Annotated in this window: 25 protein-coding genes; 18 read left to right on the forward strand and 7 right to left on the reverse strand. The window is 57.5% G+C overall.

The genetic code is table 11. The features are described from left to right. Nucleotides 1–29: 29 nt before the first annotated feature. Nucleotides 30–584 (reverse strand): tetratricopeptide repeat protein, encoded by a 555-nt coding sequence (locus B2P82_RS03960; RefSeq protein ID WP_290495290.1) that lies wholly within the window; start codon nucleotides 582–584, stop codon nucleotides 30–32. 165 nt (nucleotides 585–749) lie between these two features. On the opposite strand from B2P82_RS03960, the gene coxB reads away from it, so the two are divergent. The 10 genes from coxB to B2P82_RS04010 all read left to right on the forward strand — a co-directional run bounded on the left by coxB (nucleotide 750) and on the right by B2P82_RS04010 (nucleotide 10,099). Continuing rightward, complete coding sequence (gene coxB / locus B2P82_RS03965) at nucleotides 750–1,748, forward strand: cytochrome c oxidase subunit II (protein ID WP_206990660.1); 999 nt, start codon at nucleotides 750–752, stop codon at nucleotides 1,746–1,748. 20 nt (nucleotides 1,749–1,768) lie between these two features. Further along, a complete protein-coding gene (gene ctaD / locus B2P82_RS03970; RefSeq protein ID WP_206990659.1) occupies nucleotides 1,769–3,433 on the forward strand; it encodes a cytochrome c oxidase subunit I in 1,665 nt (554 codons plus the stop codon). A 104-nt stretch (nucleotides 3,434–3,537) separates the two neighbouring features. Continuing rightward, nucleotides 3,538–4,491, forward strand: a complete 954-nt coding sequence (locus tag B2P82_RS03975; protein WP_290495292.1) for a heme o synthase — start codon at nucleotides 3,538–3,540, stop codon at nucleotides 4,489–4,491. Between the two features lies 1 nt (nucleotide 4,492). Then, entirely contained in the window at nucleotides 4,493–4,807 is a 315-nt protein-coding gene (locus B2P82_RS03980; protein ID WP_290495294.1) for a cytochrome c oxidase system small membrane protein, read from the forward strand. Then, a complete protein-coding gene (locus tag B2P82_RS03985; RefSeq protein WP_290495299.1) occupies nucleotides 4,804–5,382 on the forward strand; it encodes a cytochrome c oxidase assembly protein in 579 nt (192 codons plus the stop codon). The genes B2P82_RS03980 and B2P82_RS03985 overlap by 4 nt, the downstream gene beginning before the upstream one ends. 77 nt (nucleotides 5,383–5,459) lie before the next feature. After that, nucleotides 5,460–6,332: a cytochrome c oxidase subunit 3 gene (locus B2P82_RS03990; RefSeq protein ID WP_206990654.1), complete on the forward strand. Its 873-nt coding sequence runs from the start codon at nucleotides 5,460–5,462 to the stop codon at nucleotides 6,330–6,332. A gap of 86 nt (nucleotides 6,333–6,418) precedes the next feature. Further along, nucleotides 6,419–7,111, forward strand: coding sequence for an SURF1 family cytochrome oxidase biogenesis protein (locus B2P82_RS03995; protein ID WP_206990653.1), 693 nt, complete (start codon nucleotides 6,419–6,421; stop codon nucleotides 7,109–7,111). Next, nucleotides 7,108–8,487, forward strand: a complete 1,380-nt coding sequence (gene thrC, locus B2P82_RS04000; protein ID WP_290495301.1) for a threonine synthase — start codon at nucleotides 7,108–7,110, stop codon at nucleotides 8,485–8,487. Before B2P82_RS03995 ends, thrC begins: the two co-directional genes overlap by 4 nt. 3 nt (nucleotides 8,488–8,490) lie before the next feature. Beyond that, nucleotides 8,491–9,060 (forward strand): GNAT family N-acetyltransferase, encoded by a 570-nt coding sequence (locus B2P82_RS04005; protein ID WP_290495303.1) that lies wholly within the window; start codon nucleotides 8,491–8,493, stop codon nucleotides 9,058–9,060. A 10-nt stretch (nucleotides 9,061–9,070) separates the two neighbouring features. Then, a complete protein-coding gene (locus B2P82_RS04010) occupies nucleotides 9,071–10,099 on the forward strand; it encodes an EAL domain-containing protein (protein WP_290495305.1) in 1,029 nt (342 codons plus the stop codon). Here the strand turns inward: B2P82_RS04010 and B2P82_RS04015 are convergent, their stop codons facing one another. Further along, entirely contained in the window at nucleotides 10,100–10,660 is a 561-nt protein-coding gene (locus B2P82_RS04015) for a YqgE/AlgH family protein (RefSeq protein WP_206990649.1), read from the reverse strand. Nucleotides 10,661–10,779: 119 nt separating this feature from the next. Between B2P82_RS04015 and B2P82_RS04020 the strand changes: the two genes are divergently transcribed. From B2P82_RS04020 to B2P82_RS04030, 3 genes are all read left to right on the forward strand, one after another. Then, on the forward strand, nucleotides 10,780–11,262 hold the full coding sequence (locus B2P82_RS04020; RefSeq protein ID WP_034815591.1) for a peroxiredoxin: 483 nt from the start codon (nucleotides 10,780–10,782) through the stop codon (nucleotides 11,260–11,262). A gap of 140 nt (nucleotides 11,263–11,402) precedes the next feature. Next, a complete protein-coding gene (locus tag B2P82_RS04025; protein WP_034815589.1) occupies nucleotides 11,403–12,314 on the forward strand; it encodes an SPFH domain-containing protein in 912 nt (303 codons plus the stop codon). A gap of 4 nt (nucleotides 12,315–12,318) precedes the next feature. After that, nucleotides 12,319–12,789 (forward strand): NfeD family protein, encoded by a 471-nt coding sequence (locus B2P82_RS04030; RefSeq protein WP_290479572.1) that lies wholly within the window; start codon nucleotides 12,319–12,321, stop codon nucleotides 12,787–12,789. 75 nt (nucleotides 12,790–12,864) lie between these two features. Here the strand turns inward: B2P82_RS04030 and B2P82_RS04035 are convergent, their stop codons facing one another. The 3 genes from B2P82_RS04035 to B2P82_RS04045 all read right to left on the reverse strand — a co-directional run bounded on the left by B2P82_RS04035 (nucleotide 12,865) and on the right by B2P82_RS04045 (nucleotide 15,265). After that, complete coding sequence (locus B2P82_RS04035) at nucleotides 12,865–13,386, reverse strand: bactofilin family protein (protein ID WP_034815584.1); 522 nt, start codon at nucleotides 13,384–13,386, stop codon at nucleotides 12,865–12,867. Next, entirely contained in the window at nucleotides 13,370–14,593 is a 1,224-nt protein-coding gene (locus B2P82_RS04040; protein ID WP_290495307.1) for a peptidoglycan DD-metalloendopeptidase family protein, read from the reverse strand. The genes B2P82_RS04035 and B2P82_RS04040 overlap by 17 nt, the downstream gene beginning before the upstream one ends. A 180-nt stretch (nucleotides 14,594–14,773) precedes the next feature. After that, nucleotides 14,774–15,265, reverse strand: coding sequence for a peroxiredoxin (locus B2P82_RS04045; protein ID WP_290495309.1), 492 nt, complete (start codon nucleotides 15,263–15,265; stop codon nucleotides 14,774–14,776). A gap of 86 nt (nucleotides 15,266–15,351) precedes the next feature. Between B2P82_RS04045 and B2P82_RS04050 the strand changes: the two genes are divergently transcribed. Further along, a complete protein-coding gene (locus B2P82_RS04050; RefSeq protein ID WP_290495311.1) occupies nucleotides 15,352–18,732 on the forward strand; it encodes a YhdP family protein in 3,381 nt (1,126 codons plus the stop codon). Here B2P82_RS04050 and tyrS read toward each other — a convergent pair. After that, complete coding sequence (gene tyrS / locus B2P82_RS04055) at nucleotides 18,729–19,979, reverse strand: tyrosine--tRNA ligase (RefSeq protein ID WP_290495313.1); 1,251 nt, start codon at nucleotides 19,977–19,979, stop codon at nucleotides 18,729–18,731. The two genes, B2P82_RS04050 and tyrS, sit on opposite strands and share 4 nt — an antisense overlap. A gap of 59 nt (nucleotides 19,980–20,038) precedes the next feature. Here tyrS and B2P82_RS04060 point away from each other — a divergent pair, with 59 nt between their 5' ends. Continuing rightward, complete coding sequence (locus B2P82_RS04060) at nucleotides 20,039–21,157, forward strand: anhydro-N-acetylmuramic acid kinase (protein ID WP_290495360.1); 1,119 nt, start codon at nucleotides 20,039–20,041, stop codon at nucleotides 21,155–21,157. Here the strand turns inward: B2P82_RS04060 and B2P82_RS04065 are convergent. Next, nucleotides 21,154–21,831, reverse strand: a complete 678-nt coding sequence (locus B2P82_RS04065) for an alpha/beta hydrolase (protein ID WP_034815576.1) — start codon at nucleotides 21,829–21,831, stop codon at nucleotides 21,154–21,156. The two genes, B2P82_RS04060 and B2P82_RS04065, sit on opposite strands and share 4 nt — an antisense overlap. Before the next feature lie 110 nt (nucleotides 21,832–21,941). Here B2P82_RS04065 and B2P82_RS04070 point away from each other — a divergent pair, with 110 nt between their 5' ends. The 3 genes from B2P82_RS04070 to B2P82_RS04080 all read left to right on the forward strand — a co-directional run bounded on the left by B2P82_RS04070 (nucleotide 21,942) and on the right by B2P82_RS04080 (nucleotide 25,274). Then, entirely contained in the window at nucleotides 21,942–23,087 is a 1,146-nt protein-coding gene (locus B2P82_RS04070; RefSeq protein ID WP_290495315.1) for a cysteine desulfurase family protein, read from the forward strand. 254 nt (nucleotides 23,088–23,341) lie between these two features. Next, nucleotides 23,342–24,886, forward strand: a complete 1,545-nt coding sequence (gene sufB / locus B2P82_RS04075; protein ID WP_206990642.1) for a Fe-S cluster assembly protein SufB — start codon at nucleotides 23,342–23,344, stop codon at nucleotides 24,884–24,886. Beyond that, on the forward strand, nucleotides 24,879–25,274 hold the full coding sequence (locus tag B2P82_RS04080) for a nuclear transport factor 2 family protein (RefSeq protein ID WP_290495317.1): 396 nt from the start codon (nucleotides 24,879–24,881) through the stop codon (nucleotides 25,272–25,274). Before sufB ends, B2P82_RS04080 begins: the two co-directional genes overlap by 8 nt. Nucleotides 25,275–25,366 lie beyond the last annotated feature (92 nt).

The following is a 25,366-nucleotide window of genomic DNA, read 5'->3' on the forward strand; positions in this document are numbered from 1 at the left end:
AGGGCAAAGGCGCAGAAACCCGTTCCTGATCAGTTCGTGCTGACCTCGAAGCGTGACAGCTGCCATTCGGCCAACTCCCAATCAGGCTTCAATTCCAACGCTCTGCGAAAGTCGTAATAGGCGCCTTCCACATCATCCAGTTTTTCCTTTGCCAGCGCGCGATTGTAGTAGGCGGCGTGCAAATCGTTTGAACCATATGCGATGGCCTGGTCCAGGGATTGGAGCGCCTTGTCATACGCTTCGATGAATATGTAGGCTGCGCCCTCATTAAGGTAGGTTTCGCCAGTGTCAGGGCTGATGCGCTTGGACTTCTCATAGTCGGAAAGCGCTTTCTCGTAGAGCCCGGCGCGCATGTAGAGCACGCCGCGATTCGTGTATGTGGCGGCGCGATTGCTTAGCTTCATCGCTTCATGCTGGATCGCCCGGGTGCAGATTTCAGCGCCTTCTCGTGGAGATACGGATCCAAACTTCGCGGCTTCATAGCAGTCCTCGGCAATTCCTCCCCCGAGTACCAATACCTGCGCGTTGGCGGGTCCGACGCCCAGTCCGAGCAGAAGGAGGGCGGTAAGAATTGAGTTTTTCATTGTTTTTGACCTTTCATTTCATGTGCCGGTCTTAGGGAGAACATACCACAGATCGAAGGCATCGCCGACAACCTGCGACAATATTGAGCGCGTAAAGTGGTAGGTTGCGGCTATCACGTATTGTAGATAGAGGGACACAGATTCCAATGAGACGAGGATAACTTCGTGCGACACCTTATTGCCGCCTTGTGCGCTGCCGTCATGGCCGGTCCGGCGCTGGCATTCGTTCCTCAAGACGGTGCGCTGGGTTTCCAGCCTGCCGCAACGCGCATTGCAGAGCGCATTCACACCTTCCACCACTTCGTTCTGATCATCATCGTCTTGATCACTCTGCTGGTGCTTGGCCTGCTGATGTGGATCATCTTGCGTCACAATCGCAAGGCCAATCCGGTGCCGAAGAAGTTCAGCCATAACACGCTGATTGAAATCATCTGGACGGTTGTTCCGGCGCTCATCCTCGTTGCAATCGCGAGCCAGTCTTTCCCGAACCTGTATTATCAAGACGTGGTTCCCAACCTTCAGCAAATTACCGATAAGTCGGATGCGATGATTGCTGACGGCAAGACGGCTCAGCATGAGCGCTTCGCCAAGGATTATTTTCCGGAAGCAGCTGAAAAAGGCTTCGTGAACGTCAAGGCGCAGGGCAATCAGTGGAACTGGACCTACACTTATCCGGACCTGATTGATGATTCGGGTTACCCGCTGGAATTCGTTTCCAACCCGGTTCATGTCGGTGTTTCGACAGATGGCGACAACTATGCCGCGGCAACAGGCCGTACCGATTTCGCGTCCAAGCCCAAAAATCTCGCCGTCGATTACCCGATGGTTATCCCGGAAGATCGTTTTGTGCGTTATTACACGGCCGCAGCTGACGTGATCCATTCCTGGACCGTTCCAGCCTTCGGTGTGAAGACGGACGCCGTTCCGGGCCGCCTGAACGAGGGCTGGTTCCTCGTCGAGGAGCCGGGCATCTACTACGGCCAGTGCTCTGAGCTTTGCGGCGTGAACCATGCCTTCATGCCCATTGAAGTGCGCGTGGTCAGCCAAGCGCAATTCGACAGCTGGGCCGAGTTTATGCTCGCGGGTGACTATGAAGCCGCCTACGCGACCGTCGACGTTTTTGCATCCACTGAGCAGGCGACCCAGTTCGCCGCCAAACAGTAATTAGGGAAGAGTGACACGCCATGCCTATGGATGAAGTGGCCATCGACCATCACGACTCACACGATCACAAGCCCGGCTTCTTTACGCGCTGGCTGTTTTCGACCAATCACAAGGACATCGGTACGCTGTACCTGATCTTCGCCCTGATCGCGGGGGTTGTGGGATACACGCTGTCTGGCCTGATTCGTTGGGAACTTGCTGAGCCGGGTATCGGGGTGATGACGCAATTCGTTGCCGGTGAAGGCGACGTGGCCATTCAGAATGCCAAGCATTTCTACAACACGGTGATTACCTATCATGGTCTGATCATGATCTTCTTCATGGTGATGCCGGCGCTCATTGGTGGCTTTGGAAACTGGTTCGTTCCGTTGATGATCGGCGCGCCAGACATGGCCTTCCCACGCATGAACAACATCTCGTTCTGGCTTACCGTTGCAGCTTTTGTGCTTGCCTGTATCTCGATGACGGTTCCAGGCGGACCCGGCGACGGGTTCGGAGGGGGCTGGGTGCTTTATCCGCCGCTATCGTCCACCACAGGCCATCCCGGCCCGGCAATGGATGTGCTCATCCTGTCGCTCCATACGGCGGGTATCGCGTCGATCCTCGGCGCCATCAATTTCATCGTGACCATTCTGAACATGCGCGCGCCTGGCATGACCATGCACAAGATGCCGCTGTTCGCTTGGGGCGTGCTCATCACGGCCGTCCTGCTGCTGCTGTCGCTGCCGGTGCTTGCTGCCGCGCTGACCATGCTGTTGACCGACCGTAACTTCGGATCGCAATTCTTCGCACCTGCGGGTGGTGGTGACCCGATCATGTTCCAGCATCTGTTCTGGTTCTTTGGTCACCCTGAAGTCTACATCATGATCCTGCCGGCCTTCGGCATCGTCAGCCACATCGTGTCGACCTTCTCCAAGAAACCGATCTTCGGCTATCTTGGTATGGCCTACGCCATGGTCTCCATCGGGGTGATCGGCTTCGTTGTGTGGGCACACCACATGTACACAGTCGGTATGGATGTGGATCTGAAAGCCTACTTCGTTGCGGCCACGATGGTGATCGCCGTTCCGACGGGTATCAAGATCTTCTCTTGGATCGCGACCATGTGGGGCGGGTCCATCGACTTCACGGTCCCGATGCTCTGGGCGATTGGCTTCATCTTCCTCTTCACTGTGGGCGGTGTGACCGGTGTGGTCTTGGCTAACGCCGGTATCGACCACGCCCTGCACGACACCTATTACGTCGTCGCGCACTTCCACTACGTGCTGTCGCTTGGCGCCGTGTTCGGCCTCTTCGCAGGTTGGTATTATTGGTTCGAGAAGATGTTCGGCATCAAGTATAATGGCATGATCGGCGGCCTGCACTTCTGGCTGATGTTCATCGGATCGAACGTATTGTTCTTCCCGCAGCATTTCCTGGGCCTGCAGGGCATGCCACGCCGCTACATTGACTATGCTGACGGCTTTGCCACCTGGCACATGTGGTCGTCGATCGGGTACGCGATCACGCTGGTTGCGACGCTGATCTTCTTCGTCGGCCTCGTCGAAGCCATGATCCGCCGCCGCAAGGGTGAAGCCAACCCATGGGGCGAGGGCGCTACGACGCTGGAATGGACGCTGCCTTCGCCGCCACCATTCCACCAATTCAATGAGCTGCCGCATGTCACCAACAAGGGCGGCCACTAACAGCCTAAAGGGAAGGGCCCGGCCTTCCAGACAGTCTGAAAACCGAGGCGGCCCGGCGCAAGATGCGCTTGGGCCGTTTCGCTTGAAGGGACCCGACAGAGATCATGACCGACATGAGTGCATCGCAAACGAAACGCTACGCCACCGCAGGCGATTATGTGCAGCTGCTGAAGCCGCGCATCATGATGCTGGTTGTGTTCACCGCAATTGCCGGTCTCGTCGCTGCAGTCGGCGTTACCGGCGTTTTGATAAACCCTGTCATGGCCGCGATTGCGACGCTGGCCATCGCGCTCGGGTCGGGCGCAGCTGGCGCCATCAATATGTGGTATGATGCTGATATCGACCAGATCATGACCCGCACATCGACACGGCCGATTCCGTCGGGCGCTGTGCCGAAGGAAGAGGCCCTTGCAATGGGTCTTATCATGAGCGGCGTATCGGTGCTGCTCATGTGGCTGGCCTCCAACTGGTTGGCGGCTGCGCTCCTGGCATTCTCGATATTCTATTATGGCGTCATCTACACAATGTGGCTGAAGCGCTCGACACCTCAGAACATCGTCATTGGTGGTGGTGCCGGCGCGTTTCCGCCTGTTATCGGATGGGCAGCGGTCACGGGCAACACACCGGTCGATGCGTGGATACTGTTCGCGATTATCTTCTTCTGGACGCCGCCGCACTTCTGGGCGCTCAGCCTGTTGGCACATGGTGAGTACGAGAAGGCGGGGGTTCCCATGTTGCCTGTCACGCACGGGGCAAAAGCCACGCGAAACCAGATACTGCTTTATACGATCTTGCTCGTGCCGCTCGCATTGCTTCCGGTTGCAACCGGTCTTGGCGGGTGGATTTATGGCTTGGTTACGTTGGCTCTGGGGCTCGTCTTCCTGGCTTATGCAGTCCGTGTTTGGCGCTCGAGGGCGGGCGATGCCGGAGCTAGCGCTGCCGACATGAAACTCGCGCGCAGCATGTTCTTCTTTTCCATCCTGTACTTGTTCCTCGTCTTCGCGGCCCTGATTGTTGAGCATGCCGCAGGTTTGCACTTCCCTGTAGGAGGGGCCTGATTTGTCTGACGAAAAAGAGAAATATGCCGGTGAATTCACCGACGCCTACACGCCGGAAGAGGCGGAATTGCGCGCCCGCAAAAGCCGGAATCTCTGGTTGGGTTTGGCACTTGCAGGCTTTGTGATTCTCGTGGGCGTTGTCACTTTTATTCGCTTGTCGTCATCTGATTTGAGCCAGAGTGGTTTCTATTATTCGGTCGACGACAAGGGTGAGCGCATCAATGACCTGCCTGAGGGCATGACGCCGGATCAGGCGGCACCACCCCCAAATCTGACGCCGATCGACGAAACGCAGCCGGAAGAGGGCGAGCCATGAAGCTGTCAAACACAAAGGTTGCACTTGTTTCACTGGGCGTTTTCACGGGCATGCTCGGGCTTGGTTTCGCAGCGGACCCACTCTACGACACGTTTTGCAAAGTGACGGGATTTGGCGGCACCACACGTATTGCCACGGCCGCACCGGATAGGATGGTCGAACGGGAAGTGATGGTGCGTTTTGACGCCAATGTCGCCGATACGCCGCTGACCTTCCATCCGCTCCAGACAACTCAGACTTTGAAGCTCGGCCAGCATGGCCTCGCTTTTTACGAGGTTTCCAACCCGACTGATCAGGAAATCCGGGTCATTGCGAGCTATAATGTGACGCCGCACTATGCGGGTCTCTACTTTAACAAGCTTGAGTGTTTCTGCTTTGAGGAACGGGTGGTTGCACCTGGCGAAACAAAGAAACTGCCGATCGTCTATTTCGTCTCTGCTGACATGCTTGAGGACCGGGTGGCTAAATCCCTGGAGACGATCACGCTCAGCTATACGTTTTTTGACAGTTCCAGCTATTCGGGCGAGAAAAAAGCCGCCCAGAAGGGTGCGGCGAATTCAGCCAATGCCGGCTGATGTAGTTGCACATACAGGCCGGAGCGGTCTAAAGAGCGCTCTGATTCATGTGATTTTTTAGAGGGGTCAAAAGGGCCATGGCTCACGACGAAGTCAAACACGATTTCCATCTGGTCAATCCGTCTCCCTGGCCATTGCTGGGGTCATTGGCGGTAATCGTTACCGCACTCGGTGGTGTTACCTATATGAAAGGCCTGTTTGGCCTCGAAGCCGGAACCTGGTGGCTGCTGGCCGTAGGCTTGGCGATGGTCATATGGGTAATGTTCGGCTGGTGGCGCGAAGTCATCAAGGAAGGCGGTATTGGCGATCACACGCCCGTCGTCCAGATTGGCCTGCGTTACGGCATGATCCTGTTCATCGCGTCTGAAGTGATGTTCTTTGTCGGCTGGTTCTGGAGTTTCTTCGAGTTCGCCATCTATGAAAGTGCGCGCGTCGGTGAGACATGGGATTCGGCCAACGCGCTATACGCAGACGGCCTGTCGCGTTTTGCAGACTGGCCGCCAGTTGGCGTCGAGACCTTTGACCCGTTCCATCTGCCGCTGATCAACACGCTGATCCTGCTTCTTTCGGGCACCACAGTCACTTGGGCGCACCACGCGCTGCAGCACAATGACCGCGCCGGTGCCAAGCTTGGCCTCGTCTTCACCGTGCTGCTCGGCATGGTGTTCACGATGCTGCAGGCTTACGAGTACAGCCACGCGGCTTTCACCTTTGACGGCACGCTTTATGGCTCGGCCTTCTTCATGGCGACGGGCTTCCACGGCGCGCACGTCGTGATCGGTACGATCTTCCTCGCAATCTGCCTGATCCGTCTGTTGATGGGCGGCATGAGCGCAGAGAAGCATCTCGGCTTCGAATTTGCGGCTTGGTACTGGCACTTCGTTGACGTGGTCTGGCTGTTCCTGTTCGCCTTCGTCTATGTCGTGCCATTCCTTGTCTATGGCGGATAGACTGGCACCGGCCATCGTAGCGTAATCAACAGGCCCGCCGGCGCACAGCCTGGCGGGTCTTTTTTCAAGACCTTTCGGACACGCCCATGCGCTTTCGCCCCTATCCCGTTTTGACCCTGTTTACGGTGGTATCGCTTGCGATCCTCGTCATGCTGGGGAACTGGCAATATGGTCGGTTCAGCGCGAAGATGGCATTGGATGAAACAGAGCCAAACTGGGTGAGCCTGGACGGTCGGGTCGTGCCGGGCAGTGAAGCCATGGTCTATGCCTATGCCGACGGCGCATCGTCATGGCGACGCGTAGTGGCGATTGATGAAGGCGAACGAGTCATCTTTACGACCATCGAACTTCTCTATCAGGTGGAGCCACCAACGCCATGTCAGGGGCCCGAATGCGGGACCAATCTGAATTTCTCGGCGCGTGGCATCTACAAGACCCCAGGCAGCCGCAATGCCTTCGCGAGCCCCGATGCGCCGGAGGCAGGTGTTTTCTACGCCTACAGTATTGATGATCTCGCAGATCTTTTGCCGGCGGATGTCGCCGAGCGCGTGGTGCCGGAAGCATTCGAGCCCCAGACGTTGCGGCTGATTGAAAATGGTCGCGCAATGGCAGGGCCAAATCCGTTTGCGCGATTGCGCATGGATGATGATCTGCCACCACAGCGGCATTTCGGATACGCGATCACATGGTGGGGGCTCGCCATGGCGCTGTTGGGTGTGTATCTGGCCTTCCATTATCAAAAGGGCCGGTTGCGGTTTCGCAGAAGGAACGGGGAATGAAGTATATTTCCACTCGGGGGCAGTCAGAGCCCGTTGATTTCATCGGTGCATGCCTTGCGGGGCTGGCGCCGGATGGTGGCCTCTACATCCCCGAATCTTATCCTGCCATCGCGCCAGCCAAACCCGGAGAACCCTATTCCCAGGTCGCCGCGCGGGTCATTTCGGCCTTTGCGGGCGATACGCTGACGCAGGAAGAAGTACTGGGCCTGTGCGAACGCGCCTATGCCACCTTTGCTCACCAATCGGTGACACCGCTGACCCAGTCAGGCCCGAGCAGCTGGCTCCTGGAACTGCATCACGGCCCGACCCTCGCCTTCAAGGATGTCGCCATGCAGCTGATTGGTCAGCTGTATGATCTTGTGCTCGGCAAAACAGGACGGCGTATGACGATCATGTGCGCGACCTCTGGAGATACAGGCGGCGCAGCCGCGGCGGCCTTCGCAGGTGCCAAGCATGCCGATCTCGTGATCTTGCACCCATTCGAACGTGTCTCTCCCATCCAGCGTCTGTTCATGACGACAACCGGTGCGGACAATGTTCTCAACCTCGCCCTTGATACCGACTTTGACGAGTGCCAGACGATTGTGAAATCGCTGTTCGCAGATCGCGATTTTGTTGATCGCATCAGCCTGTCGGGCGTGAACTCGATCAACTGGGCGCGCATCGCAGCCCAGATGGTGTACTATGCCACTTCGCAAGCTGCCCTTGCAGGCCAGCAAATCCGCTTTGTTGTCCCAAGTGGAAATATGGGTGACGCTCTGGCTGGATACGTAGCGGCGCGTTGCGGACTGTTGCCGGGCGGCTTGGATATTGTTTGCGCGGTGAACGAAAACGATGCGCTTATGCGGTTGTTCAATTCTGGCGTCATGTCCAATCGACCGACTGTGGCGACGCCAAGCCCGGCCATGGATATCTCCATCCCGTCCAATTTTGAGCGGATCCTGTTCGAGCTGTCGGGTCGCGACAGCGATGCGGTGCGCAGCGTCTACGAGCGGTTCAAACAGGCGGGTGAAGCGGAGTTGCCAGAGACCGCAACGGGTCGACTGGGCTGTTCAGGCATTCGTGTGCAAAGTGTCAGCAATGCAGACACGATCGAAGAGATGCGCCAATTCGAATCCGATACAGGCTGGCTGATCTGTCCGCACACTGCCGTCGGCACGCGTGTCGCCCGCCTCGCACTCGATTCGGACGTGGCCACGGTGGTTCTTGCCACGGCATCACCCGCCAAGTTCCCGGAAACGGTACTTGAAGCGACAGGGCGCGAGGCGAGATTGCCAGATTTTGCCACAGGCGTGATGTCCAATGAAGAAATGTTCGAACGGGCAGAGCCGACCCTCGGTGCTGTGCGCTCGCGCGTGGAACGATTGGCCGAATAGGTCATGGCCGCGCACCGCAAGGACACGGTCATTGTTTCAACCCGCCTGGTCATCGAGCCTGCGCGCAAGAAGGACTTTGAGGATTGGTCCGGCCTGCGCAAGCGTAGCCGTAAGCACCTGCAACCCTGGGAGCCGACATGGCCAAAGGATGCAAACTCCCGCGCAGATTGGGCGCGTCGGTTGCAAGCCTGGAAGAATGGGTGGAAGTCCGGTCGCGCTTACGTGTTCATGATCCGGCGATTGAAGGACGGAAAGCTTGTCGGTGGAATATCCTTGACCAATGTCCGTGGCTGGCCCGCCAACAGTGCCAGTCTTGGTTACTGGCTTGGACAGGATCATCAGGGGCAGGGACTGATGCAGGAAGGCGTAGGCGCGGTCTGCGACTGGGCGTTCCGGGAATTACATCTTTACCGCGTCGAGGCCGGAATTCTGGCATCAAACCTGCGTTCCCGCAAAGTCTTGGAAACAAACGGCTTTCGGGAAGAAGGACATGCTAAAGAATATCTCGAGATCGCGGGCGTACGCCGCGACCATGTCCTTTTCGCACTCGTCAGGTCCAGTGCTTCGCGATAGGTTGCACGAGATGATGTCAGATCAGTCGACCCAGCCTCAAGGTAGTTGGCACTGGAATGCCGCCAGCAGGCATCTCCTGATCGAGGCGCCAAAGGGTAGCGATCATTCTGATCTGGCCGGACAATGGTCTATCGATGCCATTGAGCAGATGTTCGAGGGGCTCAGCCGAGGGCGACTGGCGCAGGCATTCAGCACGTCAGACGGACCCGTTCGTTGCGATTTGAGACTGTCCAGCGGGGCCGATATTCATCTGGTCGGCGCTTTCATCAGTGAAGAAGACGCGCACGGCATGCTTCTGGCCGGGAACGAGTTTGCGGAGATTGATCCGTCTGACTTGCAGCCCGGTCCCGATCTCTACCCAGTTTTCCAGCCCATTATCTCACTTGGCAGCGGGCATATTGCCGGTTTTGAAGCGCTGGCCCGCTGGGATGATGGTGAAGTTCGCAATCCACCGAGCCGGTACGAGGATGAAGCCCTCGCGTCCAACATGTTGATACGCTCTGCCGAGACGCTTTCAAAATTACGGGAGTCTTCCGGTAGATCCGATCTTTTCATGCACGTGAATCTGACGGCACGGGATTTGTCGCGCAGCACGCTACCAGCGCTCGTAGAGGCGCTGATGCAAGGATACGACTTGCCAGAGAAGGCAATCCGCATCGAATTGACGGAACAAGCTGCACTCCGCGACGAAAGCCACGCACTTGCGGCTGTCATGGCCTTGAAGGCCGTGGGGGCGGGATTGGTGCTGGATGATTTTGGGACGGGTCATTCGTCTTTCGCCTGGTTGGCGGATTTTCCAGCTGACAGTCTGAAGGTGGACCACGGGCTCACGCGCCGTCTGGGCCAGCACCGCACCGACACGATACTGGGCACGCTAACCTTGCTGGCGGCGCGGCTGGACATGACCACAACGGCGGAAGGCGTTGAACACAAGGACGATGCAGCAAAGCTGCGCAGTCTGGGCTTTGACTTCGCTCAAGGCTTTGCTTTCGCGCGTCCGATGGAGGAAGCCGCAGCGATCGCCTTTCTGATCAATTGATCAGGCGTTTCCAGGCAGTATCTGTAATCGACCGCTGTCTATTCCCAGATGGCCAAGTGCGGCTTCCCATTTAGCCTCATGGCTTTCGCCGAATACCAGTTCCGTATCGGGTTCGCCAATCAACCAGGCATTCTCGGCCAACTCGTATTCTAGCTGACCAGCGCCCCAGCCTGAATAACCCAGCGCGAGAACGGAGCGCTTTGGCGCGTCCCGAGTTCCTATGGCGTGCAGGATGTCGCGGGTTGCCGTCATGCAGAAAGTACCGTCGATCTCGAGCGTAGCACCCTCGCTGATGATGTCATCAGTGTGAAGAACAAAGCCGCGATCACTGCTCACCGGGCCTCCGTCGAGCACCAGATCTTCCGAAACGTCAATTTCCACTGGGACATCAAGCTGTTCAAGTAATTGCGGCAACGTCAGCCCGACCATTGGTTTGTTGAGTACAATTCCCATGGCGAATTCGGGAGAGTGGGCGCAGACCAGAATAATCGAGCGCGCGAAACGCGGATCGCCGATACCGGGAAGGGCGATAAGCAGTTTGCCTGTGAGGTCGGCGTCCATCTGGTGACCCTTTCGAGGATAATGCTGGGCGAATTGTATTGCTTTGGCAAGGTGTGGTGCGCTTGTCGTGGAGGCATTGGCGTCCTATCTGGGCAACACAGCATCAAGGAGACCAGCTGATGAGCATCAAAGTCGGAGACAAGCTTCCGGAAGCCACATTCATGGAAATGACGGCAGACGGCCCACAGCCTCGCACAACCGAACAGGTGTTTGGCGGCAAGACGATCGCCCTGTTTGCGGTACCTGGCGCGTACACCCCAACCTGTTCCGCACGCCACCTGCCGGGCTTCGTCGACAAGTCCGGAGATTTGAAATCCAAGGGCGTGGACGAAATCGTCTGTACCTCGGTGAATGATGTGTTCGTCATGGGCGCCTGGGGTAAGGATGCCGGTGCAGGAGAGACCGTGCGCATGCTGGCTGACGGTAACGGCGCCTTTGCCAAGGCCCTTGGCCTGGAAATGGATGCAAGCGGTTTTGGTATGGGACAGCGTTCGCAGCGTTATTCCATGATCGTCAAGGATGGCGCGGTTGCCGAGCTCAACGTGGAAGACGGCGGCGAGTTCAAGGTTTCCAGCGCGGACTACATGCTGAACCAGCTCTAAATCAGACAAGGTTTCTTAAGTAACTTATGAGAAGAACGGCGCGTCTGGTGGGGCTGGGCGCGCCGTTTTTCGTCAAATATTTATTGAAAAACGGAAAACCTCTCCCACATTAATTCTGAGTAACAGAAGGAGAGGAATACATGGATCCGTTTTTTGCTGTGGTCGTTCTGGTGGCCGTCGTAGGCCTGATTGGCCTGACATCTGCGTTCAAGTTCGTGCCTCAAGGCTACAATTACACGGTGGAGCGGTTTGGACGCTACACTCGCACACTCAATCCGGGCATGTCGATCATCACACCCTTCCTGGAGCGGGTGGGCCGGAAGATGAACATGATGGAAACCGTGCTCGATGTGCCGCAGCAGGAAGTCATCACCAAAGACAACGCAATGGTGTCGTGCGATGCGGTTGTGTTCATCCAGGTGGTTGATGCAGTGGCGGCGGCGTATGAGGTCAACAACCTCAACCACGCCATCACGAACCTCTCTCTCACCAATATCCGTACTGTTGTCGGCTCAATGGATCTTGATGAAGTCTTGTCCAACCGGGATGATATCAATGCGCGCCTTCTGACTGTTATCGATGCGGCGACCAATCCGTGGGGCGTGAAGGTCACCCGGATTGAAATTGCCGACCTGAGTCCGCCGGCCGATATTACCGAAGCCATGGCGCGCCAGATGAAGGCCGAGCGCCTGAAGCGGGCGGAAATCCTGACCGCTGAAGGCGATAAGCAGTCGGCTATCCTGAAGGCCGAAGGTCAGAAACAGGCGCAAATCCTCGAAGCCGAGGGACGCCGGGAGGCTGCCTTTCGCGATGCTGAAGCTCGCGAGCGCGAGGCTGAAGCCGAAGCCAAGGCCACAGCCATGGTGTCTGAAGCAATTGCGCGGGGCGACGTCAATGCGGTCAACTACTTCCTTGGCCAGGCTTATGTCGAAGCGTTCGCAAAACTGGCGGAGTCGGATCAGCAGCGGACGGTTATCATCCCGGCTGAATTCTCGAGCCTCATCGGAACACTTGAGGGCATCAAGGGGCTGACCGGCAACAAGGGAGATTAATCCAATGGAACAAGTCTTCTCTGAACTCACATTCTGGCACTGGCTGGCCTTGGGGCTGATCCTTTTCGGGATCGAGATGATGAGCGGGACATTCGACCTGCTCATGGTTTCCATAGCCGCTTGGCTGACGGCCGCTTTCACCTATTTTGCCCCAGATTCATTGTCGGGCTGGCAGGGTCAGATGATCGTATTCGGCATGGCCGCAACCGTGCTGGTCATCCTTGGACGCACGGTGCTATCCGGGATTCGAAAAACGTCACCTGAGCATCCGACGCTCAATCGACGCATGGCTTCCCTGGTCGGCCAGCGAGGGCTTGCAATGGGTGACTTCATTTCCGGGACCGGGCAGGTTCGGATAGGTGATACCGTGTGGCGTGCCGAAGCCGTGGAGGGCGAATTGGTACGAACAGGCGACACCGTAGTGGTCGAAGGTGCCAAGATGACGACCGCGATTGTGCGTCGCGTAATGTCATAGTCGATAGCTGAAAACAAAACGGAAAAGGCCAGCTAGTTCGAGCTGGCCTTTTTATTCAATTGGGTACTGAAATGATCAGGAAGCGGACGTCGAAATTCCGTATGCCGATGGGCCGGAAGACGCGACAGGCTTGGATTCATTGGCGGCCGCCGCTGCTTTGGGGGAGGTGTCCTTCAGCGGATCATCCGCATGTTTGACCTGACCTTCGAAAACGGCGTTCGACTGGATCTGGAGCGACGAATGAACGATGTCGCCTTTGACGTGGGCACCGGTTTCGAGTTCAACCTTACGCGCTCGGATGGAGCCTTTGATGCGGCCTTTGACGCGTACGACTTCGGCTTTCACTTCGCCGGTTATGTGACCGCTAGCGCCAATCGTAATGTCTGTCGCGGCGACATCACCGTCGACAGTGCCGTCGATTTGGAGGGCGCCTTCGGAAGAGACAGACCCATTGATCTTCATGTCGGCGCAGATGATGGAAGCTGCACGGGCGGCAGGCTTGGAAGACGCGCCGCGGATCGCATCCTGCGCGGGCGCCGTCTTCATGGGTTCTGGTGGGGTAGGGGTGTCATTGGATTTGCTATTCTTCGTGAACATGACGGCCTGCTTTCAAAAACTTTACTGGATCATATGCTTTACCGTTGAAAAACACCTCAAAGTGAAGGTGATATCCGGTACTTCTTCCGGTCGTGCCCATCTTCCCCACGAGATCGCCCACTTCGACCGTATCGCCCTTTGATACAGTAATCGAGCGGAGGTGACCATAGCGCGACTTGAAGCCGTATCCATGATCCACTTCGACCACGCGTCCATACCCTGACCGTGCGCCTGCGAAGCTGACGGTGCCCGGCCCGGACGCCACGATCGGCGCCCCACCATAGGCCGCGACATCAATTCCGTTATGCCAACGCGGTCTCTTGATGAAAGGATCTACCCGAATGCCATAAGGGCTGGTGTACCGGAAGGGTACGCCAACCGGAGCACCAAGGGGCAGGCTTTCAACAATCTGTTCGTAATACTGCATCTCGGCGACGCGAGCCTGGGTCTCGGTCAGCCGGTTGTAGAAGCTGGCGTCCTGCGCTGACAGCGTCTCGCCGCCAGCCGTCAGGTTTGCCATTGAGACAAGCGGACCGCCCATCTCTGCGCTTTCCATGATGCGGTCGCTGCCAATCGTGGTCAGCTGGATCACGCTGCGAGCGCGTTCAGCGCGCTCAATGGCGAGGTCTTCCGCCTCGTCGAGCATGCGTTCCTGATTGTATTTGAGGTTCTTGACGCTGACGCGATTGCCTCGCGTGTCGAGTGTGGCCGTCATGCGGAAACTGTCACGAGACTGACGGTCGTCGGCTTCTTCGATAGACGCCCGAACCAGCAGGTCCGCGCCATCGCCTGTAAGGGCCGAGACATCGAGCGTTTCATCGCCCTTCAGCTGCTCAAACAAATCCTCGAGCGCTTTCTGGCGATCTTCCCATTCGGCCGTTTCGCGCTGAAAGGCATCTGTGCGCTCTTCCAGCAGTGAACGCGACAGCGCATCCTTGGCGCGAAGCTCCTGAACCCAGCGCTCATACTTGGCAAGTTCGCGATCATCGGAGCTGCCGGTAAGCGTGCCGGTTGAGCCGCCAAGGGCGAAGGTGCCGGTCAGAAAAATTGTCCATCCAGCAAGCGCCGTGGCGCCGAGGGCGCAAATTGCCTGTTGCCATGGAGAAATGGAAATGTACCGGACGGTGCCGCCGCTCCGGTGATATATTTGTCGTTCAGGAAATGCACGATCGAACGTCGCCTTGAGGTTCGCACTCCATTTCGCCATTAACGCCACCCGTCGACTGGAATCACACACCGCCTACTGCAATCACACCTACAGCAAGTTCCCAAACCCGTAGAAATATAAATACCGAAATCACTAAGGGACGGAACCCCTTGCGAGCATAATTCCTGAAAATATTCCCCCATTAGGGTAAATCTCTCGTTAATACTCGTTTTAAGGGGCTTAAACCTTGTCCTGGCTCGTTTTTGTTCCGTCCGGCAGGTGGCTCAACACATCCTCTGCGTGGCCTTTCACCCGGACTTTTTTCCAAGATTTAATGATTGAACCGTCCGGTCCGATCAGAAAGGTCTGTCTGGCGATGCCCATATAGGTCTTTCCATACATGTTTTTCTCGACCCAGGTGCCGTACATCTCCGTGGTTTCGCCCGACTCATCGCTGGCAAGAATTACTTTAAGGTCGTGCTTGGCCGAGAACTTTTCGTGTTTGGAAAGCGGATCGCGCGAAACGCCGACGACTTTGGCATTCCGGTCTACGAATGCGTCGATCAACGCTGAAAAGTCTTTCGCTTCGTTCGTGCAACCGGGTGTGTCGTCCTTGGGGTAGAAGTAAAGAACCAGATAGCTGCCCGAGAAGTCCTTGAGTTTGATCTGCCCGGTCGTGGAGGGCATTGAGAAATCCGGAGCCTTTTCACCGTCTTGCAGTACTTTCGCCATGTATTCCTCCTATGGTGCGGTCAGCTTGGTGTGCATATATCGCCATAGAACGCAATTTTTTGACGTAGATTTTCGGAGTCCCTGATTTGGTCCGCCAGAGAGCCTCACTTGTAATTCTTGAAATACTCGGCGGACTTATCCTGGTTGTTCTGGTTCTGGCAGGGTTGCTCGTCTTCCGTTTGTCCAGTGGGCCGATCGAATTGGAGATGTTCCGAGACGATATCGAGCAGGGCCTGACCAATTCGCGCAATGGCAGACCGGTAACTGTCGGCGATGTTTTTCTGCAATGGTCGTCGGAAGACAAGCGCGTTCTTGTCACCGGAAATGACATCAAGATGCTGGATGGTGAAGGTAATGTGGCTGCGGAGGCCGAGCGTGCCCGCATCGTGCTGTCCACCTCCGCGCTCGTAATGAGTGATGTGGAGGTCCTTGGGCTCGACCTGGTCGATGGCTGGATCAATGTTGCTCAAGCTGACGATGGCATTTGGTACATCGCGGGCGATCCACTGCCTGAAATTCCGGTCGGTGAAATGCCACAAAATCCGAGCGAATGGCTGGAACGGATAAACGCCGTACTTCCCCAAATTCTTGTGGTGCTACAAGAAGAGAAGGCTGACATCAGTCTCGAGCGCTTGTCCTACGAGGACTTTGAAATGCGCGTCTTCGCTTCTGACAGATCGCCTCTGTTTACCTTGACGGAGTCGAAAGGGCTGCTCTCCGTCACGGAAGACGGAGTAGATTTGTCCATGTCCGGCAGTGGCGTGGGGGCCGGTTTGCCGGCTGGGTTGGCGCTGGATATTGATACGAGCGATTTGGGCAGCCGTATGCAAGCCTCTCTCGCCGTCGCTCAATGGTCTCTTGCCGACCTTGCTGCGCGGCTGGGTACCGACAGCGAATTCCTGTCCGGTGTGCCAGCAGACATTACCGTTGAGTTTGACACGTCCAGCGCAGCGGGCGTCGAGAAGATTGTGGTGAAGGCCATCCTTGCTGAGGGCGAACTACCGTTCGGTGAGAGCGGCATGAATGTGACGGATCTCGATCTCGAGATGACCTATGCGGCGATGGGCGATGAATTGCTCATCTCAGGGAATTCACTGCGATTTGGCCCGTTCGCTGGTTCAGCAGACTTAACACTTCAAAACGCGCTGAAAGGGACCGGACCACGCCCGTTCAAACTGCGAAGCAATGCTGCGACGCTTGATTTCACACCATCCTTTGCAGAGCCACTTGGTTTGCGCGATCTCCGCGCTGATGGAGAAGTGAATTTTCCGGATCGCAGCTTAAAAGACACCCGGATTTCGTTCGTATCCAATGACGCACAGTTCCAGTTCATCACTGATATCGCGATGACCCCAGATCGTGAGAAGAATGAATCTCCGATTATCGGAACCATCGAGCTGGAAACTGAGGGAACAGTCACGAAGGACACCGTGCTCGCCTTTTGGCCCGTATCGCTGGGCACGGGAGCGCGATCCTTTACGGCCAAACGGATCAGCAATACGGACGTAGACAATTTGCGTGCGCAGATGACGCTTCAACGCGATAGTTTCGCGGAAGGTTATCTGAGGGATGAAGACCTGAACCTTACCTTCGATATCAACTCGGCGGACGTTAAGTTTCTCGATGACTTGCCCGCCGCCCGGAATGCCGTCGGCAAGGGGCGCCTGACGGGCAACAGTTTCAGGGTAACTGTTGACCAGGGTGACTATGGTGGTTGGGACATTGACGAGGCCCTGGTCGACTTTCCAGCCTTCAATCCGAAAGGGGAAGATTTCCGCGTATTTGCAAAGGGGCACGGCCCTGCAGCAAACGTTATCACGACGTTGAATGAATCCCGGCTCGATCTAGGCTTTGATGAGGAGCGTTTAAGTGGCGATGCCGAGGCGACATTCGAGTTGTTCCGACCGGCACTCGATAATGTCCCAGACGAAGCGGTTCGCTACGCGGCAATCGGTCGGCTGACCAATGGTGGCCTCAAGCGCGCCGCGCTCGGCCTGAATCTGGCAAACGCTACGGCTGACATCAAGGTTGACCAAGATGGTATGACCATTACCGGCTTGGGTGATCTTGGTCCGTCACCTGTCCAGTTCAGCTGGCGCGACGGATTCAAGGATGGTGAGGCTCCGTCGGCGCTGTCGGCACAAGCGGTTATCACGCCGGATGTGTTGAATCGGTTCGGCCTTCCGGGGAGGGCGTACTTGACTGGCGAAGTACCCACAGAAGTTCAGGCGACCGTTGAAGGTGAGGATGTGTCGGTTGCAAACATTGTAATGGATATGACCAATGCCCGTCTCGACCTGTCCGAAATCGGCTGGGTGAAGACCGCAGGCAAGGAGGGGAAGGTGACCGTCCTGTATGAGCGCGCCGAAGAGGGCTTCTCCTCCGACGTACTCTTTACCAGCGAAGAAGCTTATCTGGATGGAAAGTTTACACTGGGGGGAGATTCCCGTTTGGTCTCGGCGGATCTGAGGCGGGCCTTTCTCGCAGACACTGCAGACGTGAACGGACAGATTTCGCGAGGTCCGAATGGCAATTTGCAAGTTGCCTTGACCGGCAGCTATCTTGATCTGTCGGGCGCATTACCAGGCATCGGTGCGCTGGGCGACGCGAATGACAGCAATGGTACGCCGCTGAGCGTCAGGGCCGACGTCGACACACTTACCCTTGGCGCTGGCCTTTATGTGCGAAACGCAGACGTCACGTGGCGGTCAACAGTGAACGGAATGCAGAAGCTCTCAGCGACCGGAAACACGGATGACGGGTCAGCCTTCAATATCGATTTGGATGGCTCGTCTCCGGAGGGCACGGCGATCAAAGTTGTCAGCAGCGATGCCGGCTTCATTACCAGCGCATTTCTCGATCTCGACTTCATCGAAGGAGGGAGGCTGGACATAGATGGCACGCTTGCACGCGATGGAGCGCCGTCTCGGTTCAACATTGTTGTGACGGACGGGCGGTTGCACAATGCCCCGTTCCTGACTCAAATTCTCTCTCTCGCCTCTCTTCGTGGACTTGCAGATACTTTGGGAGGTGACGGCGTTCTGTTCTCGCGGATCGACATTCCATTGACCGTGGCGGGGGATCGTTACGTTGTGACTGGCGGGAAAGCGCAGGGCCCGGCGCTAGGCCTGACCGCCAACGGCTATCTTGGCGCCGACAGCGAGATCAGTGTCGATGGCGTGCTGGTACCAAGTTTCGGCATGAATTCAGCCCTTGGGGGTATTCCGATTATTGGGGACCTTGTGGTGGGCCGGGATGGTGAGGGCATCTTCTCGTTGACCTATAGCATCCGCGGCAGTCTCGAAAAGGCGAACGTGTCGGTCAATCCTCTGTCTGCTCTCGCCCCGGGTGTCATCCGACGGATATTTGAAAACCCGTCGGATACGGATATTCCGGAGGCTAAAGCGCGACCGGAAGATGAGCCTATCCCGTCCGAGCTGCCACCGATCCCCGAAGAGGAATTCTAGATTGCCTTGACCAGCGCATGGCGCTTCTTGCCGGCGGACAGTTTGATTGTCCCGTCTACAAGGTCGTCCGCTGACAGGGATGCATTTTGATCTGATACCGGAGTATCATTCACCTTTGCTGCGCCTTGCTTGATCAAGCGGCGCGCGGCGCCGTTGGATTCTGTGAGACCCGCCGCTGTGAATGCGGCGGCTACGAGCATGCCACCATCAAGATCGGATGTTGCGATTTCAACAGTTGGCAGCGCGTCAGCTTGGCCGCCCGCAGCAAATACTGCGGCTGCTGCAGCTTCCGACTCTTTCGCGGCCGCTTCGCCATGCAACAGCTTCGTGGCCTCATTGGCCAGAACGACCTTCGCCGTATTGATCTCCGCGCCCTCGAGCGCTTCAAGACGGGCAATCTCGTCGAGCGGTAGCTCTGTGAACAGCCGCATGAATCGTCCGACATCGGCGTCTTCTGTGTTGCGCCAGAATTGCCAGTACTCGTAGGGGCTCTTGCGGTCCGCGTTCAGCCAGACTGCACCATCTGCGGTCTTGCCCATCTTTCCGCCGGACGCGGTTGTGATGAGGTGAGCCGTAATTCCGAATGCGTCGCCGCTGGCGGCCTTGTGAACCAGGTCCACGCCACCAACGATATTGCCCCATTGGTCTGATCCGCCAATCTGCATCCGGCAGTCCAGCCGGCGGTAGAGTTCGAGGAAGTCGTAGGATTGCATGAGGAGATAATTGAATTCGAGGAAGGTGTAGGGCTGCTCTGCCGAAAGGCGGCGGGCGACCGTGTCCTGTTTTACCATTGTATTGATGGTGAAGTGCACGCCAACTTCGCGCAACATTTCGAGGTAGCCAAGCTTGCCGAGCCAGTCGTCATTGTTGACCATGATCGCATCGGTCGGCCCGTCGCCGAAGGTCAGGAAGGGCTGGAAGGCCTTCTTGATGCCTTCCATGTTGGCCGCGATCTGCTCGTCGGTCAGCAAGGGGCGCGACTTTTCCTTGTCGGTCGGGTCGCCCACCTTGGTCGTGCCACCGCCCATCAGCACGATGGGTTTACCGCCGCTCTTCTGGAGGTGGCGAAGCATCATGATCTGTAAGAGCGAGCCGACATGCAGGCTGTCAGCCGTCGCATCAAAGCCGATATAGCCAGTCGGAATCCCCTTGGCGCAATAGGCATCCACCTCTGCCGGATGGGTGACCTGTTTCAGGTAACCGCGCTCTGACAGGGTTTTCAGGAATTCTGACTTGTATTCGCTCATCTTCTCGTGTCTCCGTGAAGCTGCCGCGCGTAACATGGAAAACTGATATCTTGAACTCTGTGAGTGAAAAATCTGAACCGTATTGGGTGGCGGGCTTCATGTCTGGCACGTCGCTGGACGCCGTCGACGCAGCGCTGATCCTGACTGATGGTGAAAAGGTTCTGGAATTCGGAGCGACTGCGGAGCGTAAATACGCACCTGAAGAGCGCGCCGCACTGCAGCGCGCCACCGATGCTGCACGCGCGTGGAATTGGGTTGGCCCTCAGCCGGACGGTGTTTTCAATGCGGCGTGTTTGGTTGTTACCCGCACCCATTTTGAGACATGGGAGCGGCTGCTCGAGACTTGGACGGGGCCTGCGCCCCGTCTTGCGGGTGTCCACGGTCAGACTGTGTTGCATCGCGCACCCAAGGGAAATCAGGCCGGGGCAACCCTCCAGCTGATCGACGGCCCCGCTATGCAGGCTGCGCTCGGTGTCGCGCTCGCTTATGACTTTCGGTCTGATGATGTGGCCGCCGGCGGGCAGGGCGCACCCCTTGCACCCGCGTATCATGCCGCACTGCTAGAGCGCCTCGGCGGCGACGCGGCATGCGTTCTCAATCTTGGCGGTGTTGCGAACATTACCGCTCGTATGAGCAGTGGCTCCCTCGTCGCGTTTGACACAGGCCCGGCGAACGGACCCATCGATGAATGGATTGAGGGACATGGCCTGGGGACTCATGATGAGGGCGGTCGTTTTGCTGGGGCTGGCCGCGTGCATGATGGCTTACTCGTTCAGCTCCTGGATCATGATTGGTTTGACCAACCGCCGCCAAAATCTCTGGACCGATACGACTTCAACGCCAGTATGGTGCGCGGCCTATCCGTCGAGGACGGCGCGGCTACGCTGACCGAGTTTACGGCACGCGCCGTCGCGATTGGTCTTTCCCAGCTGCCGGAATATCCAGCGCGCCTGATCGTGTGCGGTGGCGGCAGGCACAATCCTGTCCTTATGGCTGCGTTGGCACGCGCGGCTGGGTGCGATGTGCATTCGGCAGAAGCGGTTGGTTGGCGGGGAGATTCGATCGAGGCGGAGGCATTTGCCTTCCTGGCCGCGCGAACTGCGCGCGGATTGCCGATCAGTTGGCCATCGACCACTGGTGTTCCCGCCCCGATGCGGGGCGGGAAGCTGATTTTCTAGTCTTCCTCGGCTTCGAGGCGGAGCTTTTCTTCTGCGGCGGCAAGGCGCTGTAGCAGGTAATCTTCGCAGAGCCCGATCAGTTCGTCGCGCTTGTCCTGATAGAAGTGGTTCGCACCTTTGACCGTCGTGCGGTCGATCTGTTCGCCCTTCTGAACGCGCACTTTGGTCAGCGCACGCTCAACATCTTCAGGTGATGAGATCGAATCGGAATCGCCGGACACAATCAGGCCGGATGCCGGACATGGTGCCAGGAAGGAAAGGTCATAGTGGTTGGCCGGGGGAGAGATGGCGAGGAATCCGTCAATCTCCGGGCGGCGCATCAGCAACTGCAACGTGATCCATGCCCCGAAGCTGTAGCCGGCACACCAGACAAAGCGCGGGCTCTCTGCGAGGTTTTCGACATAGTCCAGAACGAAGGCGGCATCTTCGAGTTCACCAATGCCCTGATCATACTGACCTTGGCTGCGGCCTACGCCACGCGAATTGTAGCGCAGCACTCCGAACCCATGACGCTCGAACATTTGATACAGCATGATGGAGATAGGATCCTGCATCGTGCCGCCCGCTTTCGGGTGAGGATGGAGGATTAGCGCAATCGGCGCGCCGGGAAGCGGCGGCTCGGTGTAACGGGCTTCGATGCGGCCTTGCGGGCCCGGAATGATGAGTTCTGCCATGTTATACTCGCTGGTCTCGGGGGAAGGGCGCGGTCATAAGCCATTTGAACTGCGAAATGCAAATTTTTCTACACCTGCAAAATCGCCCAAAAGTGAGTATATCCAGTCCTATGATATATGCAGATCACAATGCGACCTCGCCTTTGAGGCCTGAAGCGCGCCAGGCGATGCTGGATGTATGGGGCATGGGCGCGACCAATCCGTCGTCCGTCCATACGGCCGGAAGGGCGGCGCGCGGCGTATTGGAGCGGGTCCGCTTGGCCATTGGCGGCGCGATCGGTAGCCGGGCAGAAGACATCATCCTGACAGGTGGTGGCACCGAAGCAGACAATCTGGCGATTCATGGTGTTGCCGTAGCGCTCGATGGACATTGCACCTTCCTGGTTTCAGCGATTGAGCATGAGGCCGTCACCAAGGCTGCCGCCCATTCTGGGGTGCAAGTGCGGACCGCCTATGTGAGGCCCGACGGGACGTTGGACCTGAACCAGTTGCAAGATCAGCTTTCGGATTGGGATCACGCCAAATTGGGCACACCGGTTCTGTGCCTGATGCTCGCGAATAATGAGACCGGCGTGGTCCAGCCCGTGGCAGAGGCGGCACGGATCGTGCGAGAGGCCGGCGGGCTTGCCATTTGCGACGCCGTGCAGGGTCTCGGCAAGATTCCTGTCAATGTCGGCCTTCTGGGCGTCGATTATCTCAGCCTGTCGGCGCACAAGATTGGCGGCCCGCAGGGCGCAGGCGCGCTCTGGCACCGGGCGGGTGCGCCGCTGAAGGCCGTGACCCATGGCGGCGGGCAGGAGCGTGGGTTGCGGTCCGGCACTGAGAATGTTGCTGCGCAAGCGGGCTTTGGCGCGGCGGTGGAGGCTGCCGTGAGAGATTTGCCGAAATATGCTATGCTGGCCGCGTATCGAAATGATATGGAGGCGCGTCTCGAGCGCGAGGCGGGCGTGACGATCATGGGCAAGGCCGCCGAGCGGCTGGCTGGGACATCGAACTTCGCCAAGCCCGGCTTTGCGGCGGAAACGCAGGTCATGGCGATGGATCTGGCAGGTGTGTGCATTTCGGCCGGATCTGCATGTTCGTCTGGCAAGGTGAAGCGCTCGCTCGTATTGCTGGCGATGGGCGCATCTGACGCCCTTGCGGAATCGGCAATCCGCACCAGCTTTGGATGGAACAGCACACCGGAGGATTTCACCGGTGTGGCAGATGCCTGGCTCGACGCAGCCCGGCGGACGGTATTGAAGGAAACGGCCTGATGGTCTCACTCAAACGACACGCTCTTCCCTTTGGCATACTGGCTTGCGCAGTAGGCTTGTCCGGCTGCGCGATGATCAAGCCGATCGGAAAATTCACTCTTGGTAGCGCCGCACACCGCGATTGTGCGGAGGCTCGTTCGGTTGACGCGCGCAGCATGTGCCATCGCGGGCTTGAGGAACCGAACCGGCCGTATGATGCGGGCATCGCGCTCCGGGACCCGGGAAGGTAGGATAGGATGGATTGCTGCGGCGGTATGGAAGATCATGATGAGGACTGCACCGAAGTGAAGGTGAAGGACAGCATTGACCAGGGCACGGTCGAGGCCGCGAAGGCGCTCGAGTCGGAGAATTACTCTGCGGGGTTTGTCACAGACATCGAAATGGACATGGCGCCAAAAGGCCTGTCCGAAGATACGATCCGCTTCATTTCGGCCAAGAAGGAAGAGCCGGAATGGCTGCTCGAATGGCGCCTGGCCGCTTACAAGCGCTGGCTGACCATGGAAGAGCCAACTTGGGCGATGGTCAATTATCCGACCATCAATTATCAGGATTACTACTACTACGCTGCCCCCAAATCCGGCGCGAAGTATGAGTCGATTGACGACGTACCGAAGGAAATTCTCGAAACCTACGAAAAGCTCGGTATCCCGTTGCGCGAAGCTGAAGTTCTGCTCGGTGTCGAAGGCGCGGCAGAAACCGCAGCCACCGCACGCGAAACGCCCCGCGTTGCCGTCGATGCGGTGTTCGATTCTGTCTCTGTTGCCACGACCTTCCGCAAGGAGCTGGAAAAGGCCGGCGTGATCTTCATGTCGATTTCCGAGGCGGTTCACGAGTATCCAGATCTTGTGAAGAAGTATCTCGGCACTGTCGTGCCCCAGTCGGACAATTTCTTTGCGACGCTGAACAGCGCTGTCTTTTCTGATGGAACATTTGTCTATGTGCCCAAGGGCGTCCGCTGCCCGATGGAGCTGTCGACTTATTTCCGCATGAACGCCGAAAACACCGGCCAGTTCGAGCGAACGCTTATCGTGTGCGATGAGGGTGCCTACGTCTCTTATCTCGAAGGGTGTACCGCGCCGATGCGCGACGAGAACCAGCTTCACGCTGCCGTGGTTGAATTGGTCGCGCTGGAAGATGCTGAGATCAAATATTCAACGGTGCAGAACTGGTGGCCGGGCGACGAGAATGGCAAGGGCGGCATATACAATTTCGTGACGAAGCGCGGCGATTGCCGGGGTGATCGTTCCAAGATCAGTTGGACGCAGGTCGAGACGGGCTCTGCCGTGACCTGGAAGTATCCGAGCTGTATTCTGCGCGGCGATGACAGTGTGGGCGAATTCTACTCCATCGCTGTCACAAATGGCCGTCAGCAGGCCGATACTGGCACCAAAATGATCCATCTCGGCAAGCGCACGCGCAGCCGAATCATCTCCAAGGGCATCTCGGCTGGCAAATCCAACAACACGTATCGCGGCCTCGTCTCGATCAACCGCAAGGCCGACAAGGCGCGCAACTTCACCCAGTGCGACAGTTTGCTGATCGGGGATCGCTGCGGCGCGCATACTGTGCCCTACGTCGAGAACCGCCGGGCTGATGCCCAACTGGAGCACGAGGCGACGACGACCAAACTGTCGGACGACCAGATGTTCTATGTCCGCCAGCGTGGCATCGGGGAAGAAGAGGCGGTTGCGCTCCTCGTGAACGGTTTTGTCCGCGAAGTGCTGCAGGAATTGCCAATGGAGTTTGCGGTCGAGGCCCAGAGCCTGCTCAAGGTGAGCCTGGAGGGCAGCGTTGGCTGATCCGGACGCATTCGGAGACTGGCTCAATGCCTATGCACGGGCGCATGAGGGCGGAGATGTCGCGCTTCTCAAGTCCCTGTTGAGTGAAGACGCAAAATTGTTTGAAACGCCGTTCAACGCTCCGATAACCGGCGTAGAGAAGATCGTTGCTGTATTCGCCGAGAATTGGTCGCGGATCGTGGACGTGTCGTTCAAGGTGGAAAAAATTGCGAGTAACTGGGCCCATTGGACGGCCGGGGGACTGATTGCGGCCCTGGATGAACCGTACCGCACTGACGGTATTCTCAAGGCCGACCTGAACGCCGCAGGTCTATGCACGTCACTGACGCTCTGGACCGAAACCCTTTCGGTCCGCGAATCTGACATGCTGTCCCAGCGTGACGCCTGAAAAACCCGAGGCCAGGTGCGGCAAAACCGAAGAATCGGACCGCCAGACCTGTTTCAAGCGGTTATACGGGCCATTTCCTGCATCCGGGGCTT

Source organism: Hyphomonas sp. UBA4494, assembly GCF_002388935.1.
Taxonomy (GTDB): Bacteria; Pseudomonadota; Alphaproteobacteria; order Caulobacterales; family Hyphomonadaceae; genus Hyphomonas.

Bases quoted from the DNA above. Each gene is read 5' to 3' on its own strand.
- B2P82_RS04005 (WP_290495303.1), top strand. From the start codon at position 8,491: ATGGCCGCGCACCGCAAGGACACGGTCATTGTTTCAACCCGCCTGGTC.
- tyrS (WP_290495313.1), bottom strand. From the start codon at position 19,979: ATGAGCGAATACAAGTCAGAATTCCTGAAAACCCTGTCAGAGCGCGGT.
- ctaD (WP_206990659.1), top strand. From the start codon at position 1,769: ATGCCTATGGATGAAGTGGCCATCGACCATCACGACTCACACGATCAC.
- B2P82_RS03995 (WP_206990653.1), top strand. From the start codon at position 6,419: ATGCGCTTTCGCCCCTATCCCGTTTTGACCCTGTTTACGGTGGTATCG.
- B2P82_RS03975 (WP_290495292.1), top strand. From the start codon at position 3,538: ATGACCGACATGAGTGCATCGCAAACGAAACGCTACGCCACCGCAGGC.
- B2P82_RS04030 (WP_290479572.1), top strand. From the start codon at position 12,319: ATGGAACAAGTCTTCTCTGAACTCACATTCTGGCACTGGCTGGCCTTG.
- B2P82_RS04040 (WP_290495307.1), bottom strand. From the start codon at position 14,593: ATGGCGAAATGGAGTGCGAACCTCAAGGCGACGTTCGATCGTGCATTT.
- B2P82_RS03960 (WP_290495290.1), bottom strand. From the start codon at position 584: ATGAAAAACTCAATTCTTACCGCCCTCCTTCTGCTCGGACTGGGCGTC.
- B2P82_RS03985 (WP_290495299.1), top strand. From the start codon at position 4,804: ATGAAGCTGTCAAACACAAAGGTTGCACTTGTTTCACTGGGCGTTTTC.
- B2P82_RS04070 (WP_290495315.1), top strand. From the start codon at position 21,942: ATGATATATGCAGATCACAATGCGACCTCGCCTTTGAGGCCTGAAGCG.
- B2P82_RS04010 (WP_290495305.1), top strand. From the start codon at position 9,071: ATGATGTCAGATCAGTCGACCCAGCCTCAAGGTAGTTGGCACTGGAAT.
- B2P82_RS04025 (WP_034815589.1), top strand. From the start codon at position 11,403: ATGGATCCGTTTTTTGCTGTGGTCGTTCTGGTGGCCGTCGTAGGCCTG.
- B2P82_RS04020 (WP_034815591.1), top strand. From the start codon at position 10,780: ATGAGCATCAAAGTCGGAGACAAGCTTCCGGAAGCCACATTCATGGAA.
- B2P82_RS04035 (WP_034815584.1), bottom strand. From the start codon at position 13,386: ATGTTCACGAAGAATAGCAAATCCAATGACACCCCTACCCCACCAGAA.
- thrC (WP_290495301.1), top strand. From the start codon at position 7,108: ATGAAGTATATTTCCACTCGGGGGCAGTCAGAGCCCGTTGATTTCATC.
- B2P82_RS04045 (WP_290495309.1), bottom strand. From the start codon at position 15,265: ATGGCGAAAGTACTGCAAGACGGTGAAAAGGCTCCGGATTTCTCAATG.
- B2P82_RS04065 (WP_034815576.1), bottom strand. From the start codon at position 21,831: ATGGCAGAACTCATCATTCCGGGCCCGCAAGGCCGCATCGAAGCCCGT.
- B2P82_RS03990 (WP_206990654.1), top strand. From the start codon at position 5,460: ATGGCTCACGACGAAGTCAAACACGATTTCCATCTGGTCAATCCGTCT.
- B2P82_RS04015 (WP_206990649.1), bottom strand. From the start codon at position 10,660: ATGGACGCCGACCTCACAGGCAAACTGCTTATCGCCCTTCCCGGTATC.
- sufB (WP_206990642.1), top strand. From the start codon at position 23,342: ATGGAAGATCATGATGAGGACTGCACCGAAGTGAAGGTGAAGGACAGC.